The sequence below is a fragment of the Paraglaciecola sp. genome (assembly GCF_039964565.1).
Taxonomy (GTDB): domain Bacteria; phylum Pseudomonadota; class Gammaproteobacteria; order Enterobacterales; family Alteromonadaceae; genus Paraglaciecola.
The window spans coordinates 68,551-89,300 of record NZ_JBDVXF010000030.1; the positions used below are offsets into that span (position 1 = coordinate 68,551).

20 protein-coding genes and 1 tRNA gene are annotated in these 20,750 nt (G+C 41.3%); 10 read left to right on the forward strand and 11 right to left on the reverse strand.

The genetic code is table 11. The annotated features are described in order from the left end of the window. Positions 1-40 precede the first annotated feature (40 nt). Positions 41-2,770, forward strand: coding sequence for a pitrilysin family protein (locus ABJK37_RS13555; protein ID WP_348354683.1), 2,730 nt, complete (start codon positions 41-43; stop codon positions 2,768-2,770). 70 nt (positions 2,771-2,840) lie between these two features. Here the strand turns inward: ABJK37_RS13555 and ABJK37_RS13560 are convergent, their stop codons facing one another. The 4 genes from ABJK37_RS13560 to ABJK37_RS13575 form a co-directional block, all read right to left on the reverse strand. Further along, a complete protein-coding gene (locus tag ABJK37_RS13560; protein ID WP_348354685.1) occupies positions 2,841-3,944 on the reverse strand; it encodes an NADH:flavin oxidoreductase in 1,104 nt (367 codons plus the stop codon). Between the two features lie 77 nt (positions 3,945-4,021). Continuing rightward, the gene (locus tag ABJK37_RS13565; protein ID WP_348354688.1) at positions 4,022-4,321 is read right to left on the reverse strand and encodes a VF530 family protein; all 300 of its coding nucleotides are present in this window, start codon (positions 4,319-4,321) and stop codon (positions 4,022-4,024) included. Between the two features lie 9 nt (positions 4,322-4,330). Then, on the reverse strand, positions 4,331-5,272 hold the full coding sequence (locus ABJK37_RS13570; RefSeq protein ID WP_348354691.1) for an S-adenosyl-l-methionine hydroxide adenosyltransferase family protein: 942 nt from the start codon (positions 5,270-5,272) through the stop codon (positions 4,331-4,333). Positions 5,273-5,376: 104 nt separating this feature from the next. After that, positions 5,377-5,958 carry a Fe-Mn family superoxide dismutase gene (locus tag ABJK37_RS13575; RefSeq protein ID WP_215931597.1) on the reverse strand — a complete coding sequence of 194 codons (582 nt, stop codon included), beginning with the start codon at positions 5,956-5,958 and terminating at the stop codon, positions 5,377-5,379. A gap of 292 nt (positions 5,959-6,250) precedes the next feature. Between ABJK37_RS13575 and ABJK37_RS13580 the strand changes: the two genes are divergently transcribed. Then, the gene (locus ABJK37_RS13580) at positions 6,251-6,592 is read left to right on the forward strand and encodes a Grx4 family monothiol glutaredoxin (RefSeq protein ID WP_348354696.1); all 342 of its coding nucleotides are present in this window, start codon (positions 6,251-6,253) and stop codon (positions 6,590-6,592) included. A 274-nt stretch (positions 6,593-6,866) separates the two neighbouring features. Here ABJK37_RS13580 and ABJK37_RS13585 read toward each other — a convergent pair whose 3' ends face one another. Both ABJK37_RS13585 and ABJK37_RS13590 read right to left on the reverse strand, forming a co-directional pair. Next, positions 6,867-7,646: a hypothetical protein gene (locus ABJK37_RS13585; protein WP_348354699.1), complete on the reverse strand. Its 780-nt coding sequence runs from the start codon at positions 7,644-7,646 to the stop codon at positions 6,867-6,869. 179 nt (positions 7,647-7,825) lie between these two features. Continuing rightward, positions 7,826-9,811 (reverse strand): metallophosphoesterase, encoded by a 1,986-nt coding sequence (locus ABJK37_RS13590; RefSeq protein WP_348354702.1) that lies wholly within the window; start codon positions 9,809-9,811, stop codon positions 7,826-7,828. Between the two features lie 507 nt (positions 9,812-10,318). On the opposite strand from ABJK37_RS13590, the gene ABJK37_RS13595 reads away from it, so the two are divergent. Further along, a complete protein-coding gene (locus ABJK37_RS13595) occupies positions 10,319-11,452 on the forward strand; it encodes a site-2 protease family protein (protein ID WP_348354705.1) in 1,134 nt (377 codons plus the stop codon). A gap of 263 nt (positions 11,453-11,715) precedes the next feature. On the opposite strand, the gene ABJK37_RS13600 is transcribed toward ABJK37_RS13595, so the two are convergent. Then, positions 11,716-11,790, reverse strand: a tRNA-Arg gene (locus ABJK37_RS13600). A 59-nt stretch (positions 11,791-11,849) separates the two neighbouring features. Continuing rightward, positions 11,850-13,007 carry a flagellar assembly protein FlgT gene (locus ABJK37_RS13605; protein WP_348354708.1) on the reverse strand — a complete coding sequence of 386 codons (1,158 nt, stop codon included), beginning with the start codon at positions 13,005-13,007 and terminating at the stop codon, positions 11,850-11,852. A 214-nt stretch (positions 13,008-13,221) separates the two neighbouring features. Here ABJK37_RS13605 and ABJK37_RS13610 point away from each other — a divergent pair, with 214 nt between their 5' ends. Next, positions 13,222-13,713, forward strand: coding sequence for an LPP20 family lipoprotein (locus ABJK37_RS13610; protein ID WP_348354710.1), 492 nt, complete (start codon positions 13,222-13,224; stop codon positions 13,711-13,713). A 134-nt stretch (positions 13,714-13,847) separates the two neighbouring features. On the opposite strand, the gene flgN is transcribed toward ABJK37_RS13610, so the two are convergent. The 3 genes from flgN to flgA form a co-directional block, all read right to left on the reverse strand. After that, a complete protein-coding gene (flgN, locus tag ABJK37_RS13615) occupies positions 13,848-14,276 on the reverse strand; it encodes a flagellar export chaperone FlgN (RefSeq protein WP_348354713.1) in 429 nt (142 codons plus the stop codon). Positions 14,277-14,318: 42 nt separating this feature from the next. Beyond that, positions 14,319-14,654, reverse strand: coding sequence for a flagellar biosynthesis anti-sigma factor FlgM (flgM, locus tag ABJK37_RS13620; RefSeq protein ID WP_348354717.1), 336 nt, complete (start codon positions 14,652-14,654; stop codon positions 14,319-14,321). Positions 14,655-14,782: 128 nt separating this feature from the next. Then, positions 14,783-15,493: a flagellar basal body P-ring formation chaperone FlgA gene (gene flgA, locus ABJK37_RS13625; protein ID WP_348354720.1), complete on the reverse strand. Its 711-nt coding sequence runs from the start codon at positions 15,491-15,493 to the stop codon at positions 14,783-14,785. Positions 15,494-15,723: 230 nt separating this feature from the next. On the opposite strand from flgA, the gene ABJK37_RS13630 reads away from it, so the two are divergent. From ABJK37_RS13630 to flgE, 6 genes are all read left to right on the forward strand, one after another. Next, positions 15,724-16,647, forward strand: coding sequence for a chemotaxis protein CheV (locus ABJK37_RS13630; protein WP_348354723.1), 924 nt, complete (start codon positions 15,724-15,726; stop codon positions 16,645-16,647). Positions 16,648-16,726: 79 nt separating this feature from the next. Continuing rightward, entirely contained in the window at positions 16,727-17,560 is an 834-nt protein-coding gene (locus ABJK37_RS13635; RefSeq protein WP_348354726.1) for a protein-glutamate O-methyltransferase CheR, read from the forward strand. Between the two features lie 84 nt (positions 17,561-17,644). Further along, the gene (gene flgB, locus ABJK37_RS13640) at positions 17,645-18,046 is read left to right on the forward strand and encodes a flagellar basal body rod protein FlgB (RefSeq protein WP_348354729.1); all 402 of its coding nucleotides are present in this window, start codon (positions 17,645-17,647) and stop codon (positions 18,044-18,046) included. Next, the gene (flgC, locus tag ABJK37_RS13645; protein WP_348354733.1) at positions 18,046-18,468 is read left to right on the forward strand and encodes a flagellar basal body rod protein FlgC; all 423 of its coding nucleotides are present in this window, start codon (positions 18,046-18,048) and stop codon (positions 18,466-18,468) included. Before flgB ends, flgC begins: the two co-directional genes overlap by 1 nt. Positions 18,469-18,516: 48 nt before the next feature. Then, on the forward strand, positions 18,517-19,200 hold the full coding sequence (flgD, locus tag ABJK37_RS13650) for a flagellar hook assembly protein FlgD (RefSeq protein ID WP_348354737.1): 684 nt from the start codon (positions 18,517-18,519) through the stop codon (positions 19,198-19,200). 15 nt (positions 19,201-19,215) lie between these two features. After that, positions 19,216-20,610 (forward strand): flagellar hook protein FlgE, encoded by a 1,395-nt coding sequence (flgE, locus tag ABJK37_RS13655; RefSeq protein ID WP_348354740.1) that lies wholly within the window; start codon positions 19,216-19,218, stop codon positions 20,608-20,610. Positions 20,611-20,750: the final 140 nt, after the last annotated feature.

Consider the following 20,750-nt stretch of genomic DNA (forward strand, 5'->3'; position numbering starts at 1 on the left):
GCTTATCAGTGGTCGTTGTAATAATTAAAAGGACAAACGGATGTTCCAAAGATCATTTTTTATTGGTGCTGTATTAAGTATTACGCTTATCGCAACACCTTTGGCTTTTGCTAAAGCAAAGCTGGAAAAAGTAACCGAAGTTGAGGGGATCAGTGAATATAATCTCGATAATGGTTTGCGTGTTTTATTATTCCCTGACCAAACTAAAGAAACTGTAACAGTCAACGTCACTTACCATGTAGGTTCAAAACATGAAAACTATGGTGAAACTGGCATGGCTCACTTGCTGGAACACTTAGTCTTTAAAGGTAGTCCAAAACATAAAGATATTCCGGCTGAGCTAAGTTCCCATGGTGCTCGCCCAAATGGCACCACATGGACAGATCGTACTAATTATTTTGAAACATTTGCTGCCAATGAAAAAAATATCAATTGGGCTTTGAGTATGGAATCAGACCGAATGGTGAATTCTTTTATTGCCAAAGAAGATCTGGATAGTGAAATGACAGTCGTCAGAAACGAATTTGAACGAGGTGAAAATAGTCCGTTTCGCATCACCTTACAAAAAATGGCTGCCTCAGCGTACATGTGGCACAACTATGGAAAATCTACCATAGGTGCAAAAGCCGATTTAGAAAATGTGCCTATCGACAGACTAAAAGCCTTTTACAAAATGTATTACCAACCAGATAACGCAACGCTAATAGTCGCTGGTAAGTTTGTAGAGGAAGAGATGCTGGCATTAGTGCATAAGTATTTTGCACCTATTCCAAAACCAGACAGAGTATTAAGACCCTTATACACAGCCGAGCCAGCACAAGATGGTGAAAAAAGTGTGACCATAAGACGAGTCGGCGACGTTCAAATGACAGGCGCGGCATATCATATCCCTGCAGGGTCTCATGAAGATTACGCTGCCATTGACGTACTGAGTCAAATTTTGGGTGATACCCCTAGTGGGCGCTTACATAAAGCCTTAGTGGAAGAAAAACTCGCCAGTCGAGTATATGGCTTTAACTTTCAATGGCAAGAGCCAGGTCTGGCCATTTATTTTGCCGAAGTGGATAAAAAAGCCGAGTTAAGCAAGGCATCTGACGCTTTGGTAGCGGTGCTTGAAGACTTAAATAGCCAACCCATTACCGATGTTGAAGTGCAACGAGCTAAACGTACATTGTTGAAAAATATCGAGTTATCTTTTAATTCATCAGAGCGCATTGCGTTAAATCTAAGCGAATGGTTAGGAATGGGGGATTGGCGTTTATACTTTCTACATCGTGACAGAATTGAGCAGGTTAAAACTGCAGACGTTCAGCGCGTAGCCAACAACTACTTACAACGCAATAATCGTACTGCTGGTCATTTTATTCCTACAGATACGCCTGATCGTGTTGAAATCCCCGCTGTTGCTAGTGTGAATGACATGGTCAAAGACTACACAGGTCGCGCAAAAATTGCCGCCGGTGAAGTATTCGAGCCCACTTTCGAAAACATTGACTCACGCACCGTTAACACTGAGTTAAGCAATGGCACTCAACTATCGTTATTGTCTAAAAAGACCCGTGGTGAATCTGTCGTGGCCTCCATAAAAATGAGTTTAGGGACTGAAAAAAGTTTGCAAGGCATCGGCCTTGTTGGCACTGCAACCAGTGCCATGCTGATGCGCGGTACTAGTGAATTATCTCGTCAAGAAATTAAGGACGAGTTTGATAAGCTTAAAGCACAGGTACGTGTGGCAGGTGGCACAGATTGGTTAGTGGCTAATATCACTACGACAAAAGAAAACTTGTCGGCGGCACTGACACTTATGCACAAAGTATTGAGCGATCCTGGTTTTGATAAAACAGAGTTTGAACAATATAAATCAACCTTAAAAGTCGATATTGAAAAAAATCTACAAGATCCTCAGCGACTGGCGTTTAACGAATACGGTCGAAAACAAAATCCCTATAAAAAAGGTCATCCACATTATCAGCGTACTTTCCAAGAAAGTTTAGAGGGTTTAAATGCTCTTAAATTAACTGATTTGGCGGCTTTTCATCAGTCATTTTATGGCGGCAATCACATGAAAATTGGGGTTGTGGGAGATTTCGAACAGAACCAAATTAAAACTGTGTTAGAAACCCTATTTGGCGATTGGCATGCGAAAAGTTCTTACGAACGCGTCCCAGACACGTACCAAAAAGTGACTGCCAGCCCTACCGATTTTGATACTCCAGATAAAGAAAATGCCACTTTTGTGGCAGCCATTATGTTACCTGTTGGTGAAGACAGTGATGATGCACCCGCGTTAGAGTTAGGTAACTATATTTTTGGTGGTGGTTTCTTAAATAGCCGTTTAGCCACAAGATTAAGGCAAAAAGACGGATTAAGTTATGGTGCGGGTTCGTTTATCAATATGAACCCAAGGGATCAGAAAGCCACTATGGGGGCTTATGCGATATGTGCACCACAAAACCTAAGCAAAGTCGAAAATGGCTTCAAGGAAGAGTTAATTCGTTTGTTGAAAGATGGCTTTACTGATGAAGAAATTCAAAGCGCTAAATCTGGACTGTTGCAGGGTAAAAAAGTGAGTCGTGCACAAGACAGAGAGTTGGTAGGCACCTTACGTCGAAATTTAGCAGTCGACAGAACAATGCAATGGTATAAGGCTTATGGGGCAAAGCTAGAGGCGCTCACTGCTGAAGATGTTAATCGTGTCATGAATAAGTACCTTAAACTTGAAAACTTCTCAATTATTAAAGCTGGTGATATGAGTAAAGTGGAAGGTTAATTTACTGAGACGCTAAAGAGTGAATTGTAAAGCGCCCATTTTAATGGGCGCTTTTTTTATTTTTAAAGACTTAAGACAAGCTAGATAAAGCTTCGCCTGAGTATTGTTCAAGTTTATCTATGTCACCTTGGCGAATTTTGTTGGCCCAGTTAGGATCTTGCAAAATAGCGCGTCCTACAGCGACTAAATCAAATTCACCTTTGTCTAGGCGTTCGATTAAATCGTCAATTGAACGTGTGCTAGATCCTTCGCCTGCAAACGCACCAAAGAAGTCACCATTTAGGCCTACAGAGCCAACTGTGATTGTCGGTTTGCCAATGAGTTTTTTGGTCCAGCCTGCGAGGTTTAAATCTGAACCTGCAAATTCTGGCTCCCAGTAACGTCTGGTTGAACAATGGAAAATATCAACACCTGCATCACTTAGTGGTGTTAAAAACTCTTCTAATATTTGTGGTGTTTCTGCTAAACGTGCGGAATAGTCTTGTTGTTTCCATTGCGAGTAGCGTAAAACTATTGGGAAATCAGGGCCGGTTTTAGCGCGAATAGCTTTGACAATTTCTACTGCGAAACGCCCACGGTTTGCCATGCTGCCACCCCATTCGTCGGTGCGCAGATTAGTGCCACTCCAGAAAAACTGATCCACCAAATAGCCGTGGGCGCCGTGGATTTCAATACCGTCAAAACCGATACGTTTGGCATCTGCAGCGGCGTCAGCAAAACCTTCAATTAACTGGTGAATTTGCGCCACTGTTAAAGGTTCTGAAACCTGTTTTCCTGGCGCTAATAAACCTGATGGACCCACGCTAGGTAATTCAGGGTGGGGGGCTTTGCTTGGATTACGCGCCATGCCAACGTGCCATAACTGAGGCATAATTTTGCCTCCAGCAGCGTGGACTTGTTGAACTACATTTTCCCAACCTGCTAACGGTTGTTGACCATGTATTTGCGGAATCTTTCCGTCCATAGTGGCCACAGGATCATTAATCGTGGTGCCTTCGGTTATGATTAAACCTGTTCCACCTTCAGCGCGACGGCGATAATAACCGGCTACATCTTCAGTTGGAATGCCATCTGGAGAGAAGCTACGTGTCATAGGTGCCATGGCTATTCTGTTTTTAAGTGACAAGCTTTTTAAACTAAAAGGCTTAAAAAGTGAGTCTACATTCTTACTCATTTAGGTTTCCTTAAATTGACTGAGGTTCACATAACAGTTGGTTTTGCCGCGTCTAAACGATTGAAAACCAGTACTGCTTAAGAATCGTTATTTGGGGTGTTTTTAGTGAGGTCAGGCCACACGAATTTTTCAATTGACTGTTCAGGTGCGTCGTTGGATGAATTGTGAACAGTGGTCAAATATAACTGTTCGACTTTTTCTCTGGCCCAAGGGGTTTTGCGTAAAAACTTCAAGCTCGATTTAATGGAAGGGTCTTTAGTAAAACAATTTATTTTGACTTCTTGCCCCATTTTTTCAAAACCAAGTTGTTTCTCCAAGGTTTCAAGAATCGTTTGTAACGTTAGGCCGTGTAGAGGGTTGTTTTGTTGTTTAGTCATAAGTTTTCTTTACTCACTCGCCATTTTTCGAGCGATTTCTATGCGCCATTCACCACCTGCTTGGATATCGAATTTGGCAGCAAAGTTAGCTTGGTTCAGTGCTAAGGCTAAGTTTTCTAAGCTATTAACGTAAAGTAATGGCTGTCCTTCTTCGACACCTGCAAACGAGCGTTCAAAGCTGATTGGTCCAGACATAACGGTTTTATTACCTTTAGATATCTTAACCGTAAAGTTTTGCGAATACAGTGGCGCGTAGTGTTCGGATTGCGTCAGCGACAATAAAAACGACATCGGAATATTGGTCCACACGTTACCATAAGCAGGATCCAAAATAGGTATTCCACCTACTAACGTATCTCCTTCGATGTGTGGTGTTTCAAAAGGAATACTCAATACTTCAGGTTTAAGTTTTGGCCCTACTTGTTCAAAATTGATAGCACTTGCAGCTAAACGCGCACCTGTGTAGGCATAAACATCTCGGCCATGGAAAGTATGTGAGGCTTCGCTGCCAGCTAGGCGATTTACCTTCTCATCTATTTCACGTATTTCGGCAATACCTAACCTTTGAGCCACAAGGGTTAAGGTGCCATTGTCTGGCGTGACAAAGTAATGGTTACTTTGTGTTTTAAGTACAACTGATTTGCGATCACTGCCTACACCAGGATCAACAACAGAAACAAACACAGTATGTTGCGGCCAAAAGTCGGCAACTGCATCTAACCTATATGCGCCTTCCCAAATATTGTATGCGGGAATATTGTGAGTAAGGTCTTCGACTTTTAAGTTTTTATCTACCCCTAAAGCAACGCCGTGCATGGCTGAAACTGCTTGGTCATTTAAACCGAAATCAGATTGAAAAACCACTATGCCGTTGCCACTTGCAAAGGCGAACTGAGAAACGTGTAAGGATAAGGTCACTACAATCAGGGAAATTATTTTATGAACTGACATAAGGTTCTCGTTTGTTTCAGTTGAATAAGTATTGTGTTCTGAAAAACAGTGAAAAAAAAGCCCTGATTAACAGGGCTTTTATTTAATATTTTTATAGATAGCTATTATGCGAAGTTTGCTGCTGCAAAATCCCAGTTAGCTAATGCCCAAAAACCTTCTAGGTATTTAGGACGCACGTTACGGTAATCAATGTAATAAGCGTGTTCCCATAAATCTACTGTAAGTAAAGGTGTTAAGCTTGCATCCGTTAAAGGTGTAGCTGCGTTGCTGGTGTTAACTATGTCTAAGCTGCCGTCAGCTGTTTTGACTAACCAAGTCCAGCTTGAACCAAAGTTGTTGACTGCTTTGTCGTTCAATGCCGCTTTGAAGTCTGCAAATGAGCCCCATTTAGCGTTAATTGCAGCTGCTAGAGCGCCCGTTGGTTCGCCGCCGCCATTTGGGCTTAAGCTGTTCCAGTAAAATGTATGGTTCCAAATTTGTGCTGCATTGTTAAATACGCCGCCTTCAGAACTCTTAACGATTTCTTCAAGGCTTTTACTCGCCATGTCAGTACCTTCAACTAAACCATTTAATTTAGTTACATAGGTAGCATGGTGTTTACCGTAATGGTATTCCAAAGTTTCGGCAGAGATATGCGGTTCTAATGCGTTTTTTTCGTAAGGAAGAGCGGGTAATTCAAAAGCCATGTTGTTTCTCCGTAAAGGGTGGGTGTATTTAAGTTCTGAATTGCTAAATGCTAGTACTTTATATCGTAATGTAAAAGCACTGCTTTGTTATTTGTTAAAACTAAATTTTTGAATACACAGATATTGCGACTTGATATTGTTTTTCAAGGGTAAATTTAGATTATTCAACTAAATTAGAAATATCTAATTCACTAAAACAACCCAACAAAAATTCAGTAGAGTATTAATCATTAGTTGAAAACGTTAAACTTGTCGCCAGATCACCAGTAACAAAATTTAAGAGAGAGCCGCTATGGACACGATTGAAAAAATTAAACAACAAATTGAAGAAAACCCTATTCTTTTATACATGAAAGGCTCGCCTAAGTTACCTAACTGTGGTTTTTCGGCGCAGGCCACGCAGGCACTCATGTCTTGTGGTGAGCAATTCGCTTATGTTGATATTTTACAAAACCCTGATATCCGCGCTGAATTACCTAAATACGCGGATTGGCCAACTTTTCCTCAGCTTTGGGTTGAAGGTGAGTTAATTGGCGGCTGTGACATTATTATGGAAATGTCTCAACAAGGTGAGTTGCAAACATTAATCAAAGAATCCGCAGCCAAAAGAGCGAGTGAAAGTAGCGCTGAATAAAAGCGATATCCAATACAAAAATAGGGCGCTTTGCGCTCTATTTTTTTTGTTGGAACGCCAGTCACTCTATTTAACATTGGATTCCCAATAAAAGCATTCGGGAATGACAAGGCGGGATTACTGTCATTCCGGCGGTCTTTTGGCCGGAATCCACTTTTATTATTTTTACATCAACTATTTATCAATCGAGTATTAAACGTTATCTTAACTGATCGGCATTAGCGCAATGCGCTCTATTTTTATATGTCGACTAAAGCAAACTTGCCAGTATTTACTATGACGTAGGTCCAGTAATGAGGTTTTCTACGTAGTTGGCTTTTTTCTCAGCGGCGGCCACTTTTTTGCGTAAATCATCAATTTGATTAGTTAAGTTATTATTTGCCAATGCGGTGGATATCAGCTTTTCACGCAAACTTGCAAGTTGTTGTTCTAAATCTGCATCCACATCACGCATTTGGCTAAATTGCTTATTTAACTGACTTAGTAAATTAGCCTGACTCTCTAATTGCTCTTTCACTAAACCAATGCTGGTGTTGTTTTCGGCAGTATTGCTACTGAGTGTTTTTGCGCTTTTTTCGCTTTTGGCTTTTAATGTTTTAAGGGTTTTACCTAAATCGCCAATTTCAGACTGGTTGCGTCGCCATGCTGACGCCCAAAGTTTGTCCATTTCTGACCACAAATGTTGAGTCTTTTCGCTTAGCTCAGATACTTTAACTTGTAAGGCTGCAGCCGATTGATCCATGTCTTCGCCGGTAGCAGACAAACGATTTTCAAGCTCAGTAATACGGCTTTCAAGTTTTATATTGTTGCTTTGTGCTAGTTGCAACACTTGGTATTGTTTAAACGACCAGAAACTCGCCGCACCTACAATCATCAACAACAAAAACAAAAAAGCAAACCAAGAAGGGGAGTTTGATGGTGCGCTCGGCTCATCCGGTTGCTTGCCTTTTTTAGCGCTTTTGTTGGTTGTTTGTGCTCGGGTACGATGAAAAGATTCTAAATCGTCTTTTTCTAGCCTAATTTTAGGCATGTCATCTAAAGGGTCGTTCGCCATTATCTGTATTACTAGTGATTGGATATGCTACTGATTATACATAGCTATTTACATAATGGGATAGGGGAATGTGGTTCCAATTAAAAATCAGATTATGAGCTGGTTTTTAACGGTCGTTTGGACCCTAAAAAGGGCTGATATATACCTATCAGCCCAATCTACATGCAGAAATACGAGTTCTATTTGTTGATTAACGCCAATTCGGCATCTGCATTTAACACCACCCACCAACGGTTACCAAATGCACTATCGAAACCCACTAATGGTACATCACTACAACTTGGGTCTCGTGCTGGTGCTTGGGTTAAGTAGCTTTCGTTCCATGGGGCATCCACTATACATTCGTCTGGTGCAATGGCTGCCCATTCGCTGCCTTTGCTGGCTAGAGTGACTATTGCCGCATCTGTGGTTTCTGGTGCGGTAAAGCGCACCGCGTAGCTATCGGCCACGGCAGAACTGATGTTCCACGATTGAGTTGCGGTGCTGGGTAATACTACGGGTTGTTTTTCAGAGCCATCGGTTTGCGACAAGGCTAAACCCGTATCGGCTTGAATATCTTTGACTACCCCATAATCATCTTGATAAGTACCGGTCTGGTTTTGAGTACCACTGATAATTAAAATGTCGGATGCGGTGTTATCTGCCGGAGTCCAGCTAAGGGTCACATGTTCTTTTAGATCGATAGTGGTTTCGGGAATGATCATTTCGTCATTGTCGTAATCAGGGATCACCCGAGCCGCACTGTTTAAGTTAGGTGACCAACTCTCGTGGTATTGATACAACCACTGAAAGGCCAAACGCACCAAGTCGTTTAAGGTTTCGGCGCGGCTAAAGCCCGGCGTAATGCCCATATCTCGAGTGCGGGTGTCGGTGCGGTTAAAGGTATTATTTTCGCCGCCTACTAAGCTTGCGTAACTGCCATCTTCGGCAAAACAATCGTTAGAGATATATTCAGGCGATAACACTAAAACTGGTCGGGTGTTGGCTAATATCGAACTTGGATAAACCACGGTTTCGCAGCGGTTAGTGGTGCGCGAAAACTTATCCATTATTTGCCAATTGGCTTCAAACGCTTGGTCATCTGCATTTGACTTAGCGGTATGCTCGGCAAAATAAGATTGATAGTCAACGCGGTCTTGGTTAAAGGTCAGTAGCGACGAGTTAACATCATAATGGGTCGAGCCATTGCTTAAGGTGGCATTTTTTTGTGACACTATCATTTGCACTAAATCACGCTCACCGAAGCGAAACTCGTAACCTTTATACGACGCATTACCCGCCATAATTTGGGTGTAAGTATTCATTTTGTAATTGCCACCAGTAGGCGTAGCACTAGAGGGAAGGGTGGTTAATGCCGTTTGCGAGCTAATTAAAGAGCGCTGATATTGATGCTCGTGGCCTTGTACATAAATAACATCTCTAGAGGCAAAAAAATCGCGAATTTTAGGTTGTACATCGTAAACCCACCCATCATCTTTAGTGCCGTCAACAATTTGCTCGCGGGTTTGCCCATACTTAGCACCAATTAAGCCATCGTGACTGGCTACCACTATATGTTCAACTTGGTCTTCGTTTTCGAGTACAACCTGTTTGATCCAGTCAAAAGCAATGGGAAGATTGTAATAAGCTAAACCAATTATCAGTACGTTTTCCCGTATCACATAATAGTTCACCCACTCATAACCCGGCATGTGCATGGCATCATCTGGAATGAAATTTTTCATATTCTCTATCCAGTTATGGGTATAAGCATAACTGGTTTCGTGGTTACCCATTACCGGCAAAAACTCAATACCTTGTTCGCTGTAACTGTCGGCAACCGAACGCCATTCAGCAAACTCCAGTTCCGATCCGCCATCGGTTAAATCACCTAACGCGATAACCATATCTACCCCAGCTGCCGCTTGGTGCTCTAACACCTCGGCCATGGGATGCATTGCCACATGGGCTTGACCCTCTGCATCACTGCCACCTTGGGTATCAGGCAATAAGCCAATTTTAAACTCACTATAAACCACAGGCGCTGGTGGAGTGGTGTCATCAGGCTCTGGCTCAACCACTTCTTCTACCACGTTAGTAACATAAGTTTTATCCCCTTCACAGCCAGCTAATGCGCCTAGTAGAGCAAGTGAAATAATGGTTTTTGTAAAAATTGACCGCGACATTTTTGTTTCCTATTTTTTAGTGAGTTTGAACAAACCTAGATTGACTTGTAGAAACCAGCTTAAAAATAAAACACTGCAGTTTCATGGCAAAAATATGAAGGTTAAGTGACTGGTTACGACAGTGAAAAATAATAAGTGGTTGAAATTATTGGCATTAACTGGGGTTTTTAAGGAATTTTTTATAATTTTTTAATAGTGGGTATTTGAAATTATTATTCAGTCATAGCATGAGGTGGCATATTGATTCACTTAGGTGATGTTGATGAAATGTAATACGCAGTTTAGAAACGTCAGCTTCTTCATCTTCTTGTTATTCGCGAGTTAGCTGCCGCACAGAGTGATAGAGGGTGTAATTGATTAAACATGTTAAAGCCGTCTTTTAGGGGGGGGAACCTAAGGATGGATTAGCACACCTTTCACATTTTTTTTCAATAAACCTTGTTCCATTAAAAAATGTAGTGATAATCGCCCTAGGATTCTTGTGTTGAGTTTATGTGAGTTTAAAACGTGCAGTTATTAGAAGTAGAGTGTTTGGGTAAACCCCTTAAGTTAGAAGGGTCTATGGCGGGTTGGCAGCAGCTTTTTTGGGGCGAACATTGTGTGTCGCAAATTGATGCAACGGCTAGTACTAAAACAAATGGTCTGAGTGACGACAGTGAAAAAAACGATAAAAACGATGACGTCGATAATTTTGTTCATCAATTTTCGTTGCAAAGCGAGCAGGGCGAAATTCGTGTTGAGTTAAGTGGTTCGTTGCAATGGCAGCCTTTTCAATTGCAATTTAAGTTGTTGGTAAATGACGAGCTAGTTGATGAAAACAGCCTTGTTGAAAAAGACATAGAGCAAAGGCAAGTTGATCCGAGTAAAAAGCAACCGATAAAATTTAGTTTTATTGGTATGGCCGGGCTGGGTTTAAAGCTGTTAAAAAGCGCTAAGGTGATTAAGGTGTTGTTTGCGGCGGGCAGCTTAGCGGCATATAGCTGGTTGTTTTCTATCGAGTTTGCCATCGCGCTAATTCTTTGTTTGGTGTTTCATGAATATGGTCATATCAAGGCCATGAAGTACTTTGGCTTAAAAACCAAAGGTATTTACCTTATTCCGTTTGTGGGTGGTTTGGCTCTTAGCGATGAAAAAATTAATACCCGTTGGCAAGATATTGTTATCTCCATCATGGGGCCATTCTTTGGTTTGATATTGTCGGTGGCGTGTTTAGTGGGTTATTGGATCACCGACCTAGAAATATTGGCTGGTTTGGCGGTATTTAATGCCTTGTTGAATTTATTTAATATGTTGCCGGTATTACCACTAGATGGCGGCCATGTACTAAAAAGTATCGCGTTTTCGATTAACTCACGTGTGGGCATTATTGCTTGTGCGCTCGGCGCGGCATTGGGTGTATATATTAGTTATCAGTTTGGTTTAGCCTTGTTGGGTTTTTTGCTGGCCATTGGTAGCGTGGAGATATTCTTTGAGTACAAACGTAGGCATTTAAGTGATTTGCTGCCTCTTAATCGTTATGCGCAAATTGTGTCTATTATTTGGTACGTGCTAACGATTGGCGGCTTAAGCGCGATTATTTGGCTGGTGGGGCAAACCGACAACGATGCTTTGTCGTTACCACTAAAGATATTGAATAGTTAGTAGAAACTAGAAACTAGAAACTAGAAACTATACCCATCATCGTAAATATGTTGGGTGTATAACAATCTGGCGTTAATTCTCTCTACGTCACAGTTTTAAATAGCGACCCTTGTATGACCAATGTACACCAACGGGCAAAAAAACGGTGTATTTAAGCTAACCTCGGTGAAAGTGTGAAATTTCCAAAGTTGCTCAGTAAGCCTTTATTTATATGGGATAAGATGCTTTTTAGATTAACTAAGCTTTATGCTGATATTACCGAATGGCGTCCCCACCTGGAATCGAACCAAGATCTAAGCCTTAGGAGGGCCTTGTTTTATCCATTAAACTACAGGGACTGAGTTTAGCGCCGAGCATTATGTACTAGCTAAGTCGGGATTTAAAGCCTCTCTTGTTTTTATCGGCGTGATACAAAGTCGTTTGGTTGAATATTCGCCAGCGGTGCGCCTGATAGTGATTCGACTATGGCTGTTTCGGCAAACACTTGTCGTACGATGACCTCTTCAGGGTGTAATTGGAATTGCCTGTGGGGAAGGTTTTGGGTGTCAAAAAATTGGTTCATTTGGAATAAAGTTAATTTGTCGCCTTGTTTAACGCCATTGAGTTTGCCAATGTTTATACTTAGGCTTTCGCCTGTCACCCTAAGGACCCGTCCAAAAGCCGCTAAACAACTCACTGATTCGTCTATTGATTGCACCATAGTTTGGATGATTTTTTTAGTGGCGATCCCAAAGTTTGAGTCCCATAGTTGATGGCTGTTGCTATTGATAGAGGTGTGAAGATTAAAGTCCCATTGAGCTGAGATATTTTGGGTATCTTGAAATACCGTTTCGCCAGAATTGCCGTCTAGCAGTGATAATTGCAGTGTAAGGTTGCGACTATTTTGGTCTTTGTCCCAAAACCCAAATCCAGAGATTCTCGTGGTTTCTAGGCCAAATTCGATAATTTCACCAAACAGTACGTATTGGGCATTGGTTTTTTTGGAAAGACTATAGGCAGTGGCTTTTTGCTGTTTGATTGGCGTTGTTAAATAATAAGGTTCGACACGGTGAATCAAGGCATGTCTGGCATGATTTTGAGCTTCTTCTTGTATTTTTTCTGCTAACACTTTGCCGAAGTCGTAAAGGTTGCCTACGGCAGCTTGTTGCCGTTTATTGATGTTGTACCAAGTGGTCACGATATTTTTTTTATAATCTGAGGCAGAACATAAGGCCTCTTGTGGAAAGATATCGGCTCTTATCGAAACTGTAACGTAGTCGTCGTGGTAGATTTCGTCTATCAATTCAATGTTGTTGACTTCGCCTGAAGCACGTATTTCGAATCGGTCGTCTTCTAGCAAACCGTTGACTAAAGATTGAATACTTTTCACAGAGGCGCCAGAAAACAATAATGCCTGCTTCACTGCTTCTTGGGTGGCCTGTTGTCGTGCGGCTTCTTTTTCACCATTGTGAATAACGGCTTGCCCTGTAGCCTCGAACCACACCGCCTTTGCTGGGAAGCAATTGACAATAAACATCAAAGCGGCACTTATTTGTATTAATCTTACAACCTGCATAAATTACCTTCTAAATCTGAGTAAAGTGATTCTTGGGATAAGACATCGTCAAATTTCAGACTGATTTTTCATTCTTTACCTTTGCATAGCAAAGTAAGCACAAATCGTACCTATAATGGAGTTCGATATAGCTGCGTGTTTTTTAGGTACGGTTATTGCTTTACGATAACTTATAAAATCACATTGATACAATGAACAGCTGGGTGTTAGGAATATGGGCAATAAACGAAAGGTTAACAAATCAAACAGTCGATATTTAGTTATAACAACTGTACTTGGTTTCTTTTTAATGGGGTGTACCAGCGTTTTTGATAAACATGTTGAATGGGAAACCGTTGCTCCCGAATCCTATCCTGTTATTTTGGCCATTGGTTATGCACCTATATCAGTTCAAAAAGGGGCCAGTGAGTCAAGTAAAATGTTGATGGCACTGAAAGCGTCAAAGTTAGATGCATACCGAGAACTCACTGAACAAGTCTACGGGCAAAAGGTAGAAGGTGGTCAATCGCTAGCTAGCTTGGTTATCGAAAACACTCATTTAAATAGCTCTGTGCAAGGTGTGATAAGAGGTGCCAAAGTGGTGAAGAGCTATCCTGTAGGGGATGACACATACGCCACTGAATTAGAGTTAGACTTCAAATTAGTCAACGATATTTACCTCTCTACGGCGCGTCCTAAGCGTGTTAAGAAAGTCCATTATTACTAGAGCTACTAGAGTGGTTTGTATTACGAATAGTAGAAACGCCTTGTAGCGATCGGCTTTAAGACATCGATTATGGTCAGCGTTTTTTCTGAGGATTCAGTGTGGTTGGTCACATCTAGATTTTATTGATGACACGCCTAAACGCTGGTGCCGCCGCCGCTTTTGTTACCTCGAGTACGCCCACTTTTATCGTAAGTCATTGATTCTTTTGCTCGAGATTCTAATAATAGGTTACGTAAGTGCTCAAGTCGCAATTGACCTTGTTCTACTGCAGTTTGGTTAATTTGAGTACGAAACTTACACTGATTTACCATTTCTTTAGCTTGATTAAATAACCCAACTATTTCCTCGTCTTCTTTTTGATCTTGGGGGACTTTTGCATACAAGCCGGCGATTACAGTGTCTTGTTGTTGCACTGAATCAAGTAAGGCTTCTTTGGTTTTTAACATGCTGATGAGGGATTCAGCATCTCTGCTACTGATGAGGTGGAGTTCAGTTTCAAGAATTTGCTGTAATTCTATTAATAATGTATGTTGATTTGTTATTGCTTTTTTTAATTCAGACATAAATTTTAATCATAAATAAAGACAGCCTCCATTATGCTGCCTTTATGCTTTAGTACCAAATATTTCTGATTCTAACGCTGAAATTTTCTGTGCTAATGCTTCAGGATTAATTTGATACTCGCCACGTTGAATCGCTTTTTTCAATTTATCAACCCTTTCTTGATTGACTGGTGTTTCAGTTCCTTTTTTCTGCACCTGATTTAACTGTTGTGCCGATGATGTCAAAGACACCGAATCTGCACGAGCAGCTACTGCGGCCGATTTATGTGCACTTGTATTTTGTGCACTACCATTATTCAAAGCCTGCTGTTGCTGGCTAAGCTTTTGGTTATCAAGCGGTGCCTTTGGGCTACCGTTGTTTATGTTGTTAATTGACATAATGAATACCCACTCCCTTTATTTATCCTCATTATTTGTATCGGCTGTGATCTCGGATACTTTAGCAAAAAAAACTATTTACAGCATTAAATGATTAAGCACTAATACCTAGTGGTGATTTATATTCCCTAGATACTAATTTTAACTTCGCCTGTACCTGCTACACGGGCGTACACTTTTTTATTAGAACGCCGATTTTTAACCTGAATTGTCTCACCCATTCTGCCGTCTTCAAGCGCTACACCACTGGTTTTAACCAGCATGCTGGTGTTGCCTGCAGAAATTGTGACATTGTCGCCTTTACACACAAAACACAGGTTGTTGGGGTTAACTGGTCTGCCTGCGGTAACTCGACGTTTAATTCTCGCACCAATTACGTCTTCGATGTCGGCAAATGTGCTACTTCTTAAGTTTTTTTTGTTCATGTTGATGACATGGATGTTATCACTGGTTAACAACGTTCCTGGGCTGACAGTACTCGATATCACCACGACAGGTTGGGTCTCTGTGGCTTTAACCACCATAAAAATATACCAGTTATTGTCACTACACTGAGCTTTTACCATCACATTCGATTGACTCAGTGCTTCTGGCGTTGAAGAAAAGGTTAAATCAGAGTGACAAACAGGAACATGCACACGAGCATCAATTGGTGTAGCAACTACATCAATTGTTTTGATATTATTGGGATCAAGTTGGTTTAATACAAATTGCTCTGCTTGGTGAGTTAATTGTTGTTTTGTTAAATTATTTTCATCTGCCGCCGTTATACCTGTATAGAAACAAGGCATAATTGCGACTAATCTGGCTAATGCTTGATAATAATGTAATTTATTCATGTTCACTTGTTGTTAAGTTGTCTATGCTAAGGGCATATTAACGAAAGCAAAGGCGTCAAAAATTAGACGCTCGAATAGACAATCTTTCGGCTACTATTACTCAGCTCAGTTAATGCGTTACGTTAAGTGTCAATTTAGTTGCGGTTTTGCGCAATTTAACTACATCGTATTCGTACTTTAACCATAGTAAGCAAAAGTTACGCCGCTTTTATTTCGTATTGGAGTTATACATGTCTGAAATTATGAACTCAGTAAATCAACGTACTCAGTTGGTTGGTGAAAACAGATTAGAGTTATTGTTGTTTAAACTTAATTCAAGACAACGTTTTGGTATAAACGTATTTAAAGTGCGTGAAGTTTTGCAGTGCCCACCGTTAACTTCGATGCCCAAGTTAAATAAGTTGGTCAGAGGAATTGCGCATATTCGTGGTCAGACTATTTCTGTGATTGACATGAGCTTGGCAACAGGTGGTAAAAAGATTGAAGACTTGAGCACCGCCTTTATTATTATTGCTGAGTACAATAGTTCAGTTCAAGGATTTTTGGTGGGTTCAGTTGAGCGCATCATTAATACTAACTGGCAGTCTATTATGCCCCCCCCAAAGGGCAGCGGCCGAGCCAGTTATCTAACCGCTGTAACGCAGATGGAAGACGAACTCATCGAGATTTTGGATGTTGAGAAAATTCTCAATGAAATTTCTCCTGTCAATACTGATCTAAGTGATGATTTAGCCAGTAACTTGCAGGTCGAAAATAAGCAAGAAAAGATCATCTTTATTGCTGACGACTCCTCTGTGGCGCGAAACCAAATTAAGAAAGCGTTATCGGCGCTGGAATTAAATATTGAATTAGCAAAAAATGGTCTCGAAGCATTAGAAAGACTAAAAGAAATTGCCGCAGAAACAGGGGAAATAACAGATAGGGTCGGAGTGCTGATATCAGATATCGAAATGCCAGAAATGGATGGTTATACCCTTACTGCTGAAATTCGAAATACTCCGGAGTTAAAAAACTTGCATGTTATTCTGCATACATCTCTAAGTGGTGTGTTTAACCAGGCCATGGTTGAGAAAGTGGGTGCGGATGACTTTATTGCTAAGTTTCACCCTGATGAGTTAGCGACTTCAGTTAAAAAATGGTTTGGAAACGACTAATAGATATTACGCAAGTTGTTATTAAAGTGAGTTGCAAGGGATGTAGTGAATTTGAATTTATGCTGTTAGAGAGTATTGAGTGAGCGATATAGAATTTGATCAGCAGCATTATATTTCTTTTAGAGATTTCTTGGAACGAGCATGCGGTATTGTTTTAGGCGAGAATAAGCAATATTTAGTGCGCAGTAGATTAACACCTTTAGTTAAGCAATTTAGCTGTAGCACTATTAATGCGTTAATTGATTCAGTGCTTAAAGGCAATCGCCAACTTCAAACCGCTGCGATTGAAGCCATGACAACTAACGAAACGTTGTGGTTTCGTGATGAATACCCATTTAAATTGCTTGAAAATCCTCTATTGAGTTTATTTTCCGCACAAAATAGAAGGCTTAGGGTGTGGAGTGCTGCCTGTTCGTCAGGTCAAGAAGCGTATTCTATTGCCATGACTATCTTAAATTTTAAGAAAAACCATACCAATAGTTTTCGCGCTGGTATTGACATTATTGGGACTGATATTTCTGATGAAATGTTGCAACGATGTCGAACCGCCGAATACGACCCACTGGCGATTTCTCGTGGTTTACCGGCAAAGTTTAAAACCGACTTTTTTGACCCTGCAGATAACAATAAGTTGAAATTGAAACGCTCGATCACAGACTTAACCCAGTTTAAGTCTTTCAACTTGCTAGACAGCTACACTTCTCTTGGAAAGTTTGACATCATTTTTTGCCGCAACGTACTGATCTATTTTTCTGCTGATGTGAAAAAACAAATACTGCAAAAGATTGCCGCCTGCCTGCAAGACGACGGCATATTATTCCTCGGCGCCTCTGAATCTCTCTCTGGTTTAACCGATAAATTTAATATGGTGAGATGTAGCCCTGGCCTTTATTACGTTAAAAAACCTATATAAAACCTTACCTTAGTTAGATTTCTATCATTAATTTTATCTAGTGGCACAGCCTTTGCTCTATTTCGTTCAATAGAGGAGAAATACATGGCTATTAACCTAGACAAATTGATGGGTTTTCATCATCAGGCACTACAAATTCGTACCGAACGTATGGAAGTACTAGCGGGAAACTTAGCCAATGCTAATACCCCTGGTTACAAAGCTAGAGATATTGACTTTCAAAAGGCGATGAAAAGTGCCCAGCAATCTAGGGGCCACACGCTAACTCGCACCAATGAGAATCACATAAAGGGGACATCCTTTGGTACTGGTGATTTGCAATTCCGTGTTTCAACTCAACCCGATACTGGCGATGGCAACACTGTCGATGTACAACTTGAAAGAAATACTTTTTTAGATAATGGATTACGTTATCAAGCAGGCATGGAATTTCTTAACGGCAAAATTAAGAGTATGAAAAAGGCCCTAAGTGGAGGTCAACAATAATGAGTTTGTTTAACGTAATGGACATTGCTAGTACAGGTATGAGTGCACAAAGTGTGCGTTTGAATACTACCGCTAGTAACGTTGCCAATGCCAATAGCGTCAGTAGTAGTTATGACCAAACTTATAAAGCCCGCCATGCAGTTTTTGCTGCAGAATTGGATCAAGCTTCAGGGCAAAGTAACCCTGGTTCGAGAGTTCAGGTGCTGGGCGTGGTTGAAAGCTCAAAACCATTGCAAATTGAATATAGCCCAGGTCACCCTATGTCTGATGAAAACGGTTATATCTACAAACCTAATGTCAATGTGGTCGAAGAAATGGCGGATATGATGTCTGCTTCAAAAGCCTATGAGACTAACGTTCAAGTCGCAGATACAACCAAGCGAATTTTCCGCAGCGTGTTAAGACTTGGTCAGGGGTCATAACATGAACTTTATCGTACTTCGCAGTATACAAACGTCAGGAGAAAAATCGTGGATACAGTGAATAATGGGTTAAATAGCTCACTTTATTGGCAGCCTGAAACGACTGAAGTTGCGGATAATAGTAATCAGACCCTTTCGCAAGAAGATTTCTTTTCGTTATTGACCGAGCAGCTAGCAAATCAAGATCCAACCAAACCAGTAGACAACGATCAAATGGTTGCCCAAATGACCAGCTTTACTATGGCTGACGGTATTCAGCAACTCAATACTCAGTTTGGTGACTTTGCTACTTCAATGACCTCAAACCAAGCATTGCAGGCTTCAAGCTTGATTGGTCAGCAGGTATTACTTCAAGGTGATATTGGCTACGTCTCATCCGAAGGGCAAGGTGTATCTGGAGTGGTGATTGCAGAGCAAAGTGTACGAGACTTAGAAATCACTATTGAAAATGAAATAGGTGAAGTGGTTAAAAGCATTAACGCTGGTACGCAAGCAGCCGGCAATGTCGAATTTAACTGGGATGGAACCGACGCTAGTGGCAACCCGTTGCCAGTTGGCAATTATGTAGTGCGAGCACAAGGCGATGTCGACGGTGAATCAGTCGTACTTCCCACAGCAATTAATAGGCATGTAGACAGCGTCAGTCTGGCTGCAAGTAGTCAAGGTATCATTCTAAACTTGGATGGCGAAGTCAGTGTCACACTTGATGATGTTATTCAAATCGGCGGTTAACAGGAGAAATTAATTATGTCTTTTAACATAGCATTAAGTGGCGTATCGGCGGCACAAAAAGACTTAGATACAACGGCGAATAACATCGCTAACGTTAACACAGTCGGCTTTAAAGAGTCGCGAGCAGAGTTTGGTGACGTATATGCCCAATCTTTGTTAGCCGGCGGCAAAACTAAAGTGGGTGACGGTGTACTCACGCAAGAAGTGGCACAACAGTTTTCGCAGGGTAGTTTGCAGTTTACAAACAATGCTTTGGATTTAGCGATAACTGGTAATGGCTTTTTCGGCACTATTCCCGAAATTGATTCACGGGACTTTTCATTCACGCGAGCCGGTCAATTTAAGTTGGACTCTGATAACTTTGTAGTGAACTCTGCCGGTGACAATTTGTTAGGCTTTCCGGTCAATGCTGACGGCAGCTCTTCATCTGTTGCCTTAAGTACCACTGTACCTGTGCGTATTCCCGATTCATCAGGTGCACCTCAAGAAACCACTGAAGTGGCACTAAAAATGAATTTGCCAGCCGGCGCAGATCCGGTTGATTTGGACTTGTTTAATCCTGACGATCCTCTTACATACAATGCTGCCACCTCAGTTACGGTATTCGATACCTTGGGTGATAGCCATGTAATGACTTATTACTTTATGAAAGATGCGTCCGCAAGTGGCAATGAGTGGGTCGGGGTAACTTATTTGGATGATTTTCCATTGGATACTGAAGGGGACACTCCTGGAGTAGGCGCAGCAGGTGGTACTGGAGCAAACGTCGTTGGTGAGACATCTTTGGGAGCTGGTAATGGGGTCTCTGGATATCGAATGATCTTCAGTAATGGTGGTGATTTTCAAGCCACTCAAAATGCTGATGGTACGTCGATTCTAACAGGCGATTTACAATCTGTACCTATCGGTGCAACTATATTTGCTAATGGCTCAGATCCTACTCAAACGATTACGACTAATTTTACGTTAGACTCGGCAAATGCTACCGCTAACGAACCCACACAGTTTGCTTCTGCTTTTGAGGTGACCTCACTAGAGCAAGATGGTTTACCGGTAGGTAGGCTGACAGGTATTGAGATTGGTCCTGATGGTTTAGTACGAGCTACATACTCTAACGGTACTTCAGAGCCGATAGTACGAGTGGCGCTGATTCGTTTTGCTAATGATCAAGGGTTAACCCAACAAAGTGGTACCCAGTGGCAAGAAAGTATTTTATCGGGCGAAGCACTTGCTGGTGAAGCGACGACAGGTACTTTTGGTGAGATTAACTCGTCAGCTTTAGAGCAAGCGAACGTTAACTTAACCACTGAACTTATCGATATGATCATCGCACAACGAAACTTCCAAGCTAACTCAAGAGCGTTGGAAGTGAATAACCAACTTAATCAAACAGTACTGAATATTCGTTAATAACTAACTGATATTTAAAGTTTTATTAGGCTGCTTTCGAGCAGCCTTTTTTTATGCCCTTTTGTTCCTGCAAAATTTAATGTAGATGGCATCTTACTTGCAGTCATTTGAATCAAGATCCAACAAAGTCAATTTTCTGT

Coding starts and splice junctions, on each gene's coding strand:
- ABJK37_RS13605 (WP_348354708.1), bottom strand. CDS start 13,007: ATGCAGGTTGTAAGATTAATACAAATAAGTGCCGCTTTGATGTTTATT.
- ABJK37_RS13560 (WP_348354685.1), bottom strand. CDS start 3,944: ATGAGTAAGAATGTAGACTCACTTTTTAAGCCTTTTAGTTTAAAAAGC.
- ABJK37_RS13585 (WP_348354699.1), bottom strand. CDS start 7,646: ATGGCGAACGACCCTTTAGATGACATGCCTAAAATTAGGCTAGAAAAA.
- ABJK37_RS13565 (WP_348354688.1), bottom strand. CDS start 4,321: ATGACTAAACAACAAAACAACCCTCTACACGGCCTAACGTTACAAACG.
- flgA (WP_348354720.1), bottom strand. CDS start 15,493: ATGAATAAATTACATTATTATCAAGCATTAGCCAGATTAGTCGCAATT.
- ABJK37_RS13570 (WP_348354691.1), bottom strand. CDS start 5,272: ATGTCAGTTCATAAAATAATTTCCCTGATTGTAGTGACCTTATCCTTA.
- flgC (WP_348354733.1), top strand. CDS start 18,046: ATGAGTTTGTTTAACGTAATGGACATTGCTAGTACAGGTATGAGTGCA.
- flgE (WP_348354740.1), top strand. CDS start 19,216: ATGTCTTTTAACATAGCATTAAGTGGCGTATCGGCGGCACAAAAAGAC.
- ABJK37_RS13555 (WP_348354683.1), top strand. CDS start 41: ATGTTCCAAAGATCATTTTTTATTGGTGCTGTATTAAGTATTACGCTT.
- ABJK37_RS13575 (WP_215931597.1), bottom strand. CDS start 5,958: ATGGCTTTTGAATTACCCGCTCTTCCTTACGAAAAAAACGCATTAGAA.
- flgN (WP_348354713.1), bottom strand. CDS start 14,276: ATGTCTGAATTAAAAAAAGCAATAACAAATCAACATACATTATTAATA.
- flgM (WP_348354717.1), bottom strand. CDS start 14,654: ATGTCAATTAACAACATAAACAACGGTAGCCCAAAGGCACCGCTTGAT.
- ABJK37_RS13590 (WP_348354702.1), bottom strand. CDS start 9,811: ATGTCGCGGTCAATTTTTACAAAAACCATTATTTCACTTGCTCTACTA.
- flgB (WP_348354729.1), top strand. CDS start 17,645: ATGGCTATTAACCTAGACAAATTGATGGGTTTTCATCATCAGGCACTA.
- ABJK37_RS13610 (WP_348354710.1), top strand. CDS start 13,222: ATGGGCAATAAACGAAAGGTTAACAAATCAAACAGTCGATATTTAGTT.
- ABJK37_RS13580 (WP_348354696.1), top strand. CDS start 6,251: ATGGACACGATTGAAAAAATTAAACAACAAATTGAAGAAAACCCTATT.
- ABJK37_RS13630 (WP_348354723.1), top strand. CDS start 15,724: ATGTCTGAAATTATGAACTCAGTAAATCAACGTACTCAGTTGGTTGGT.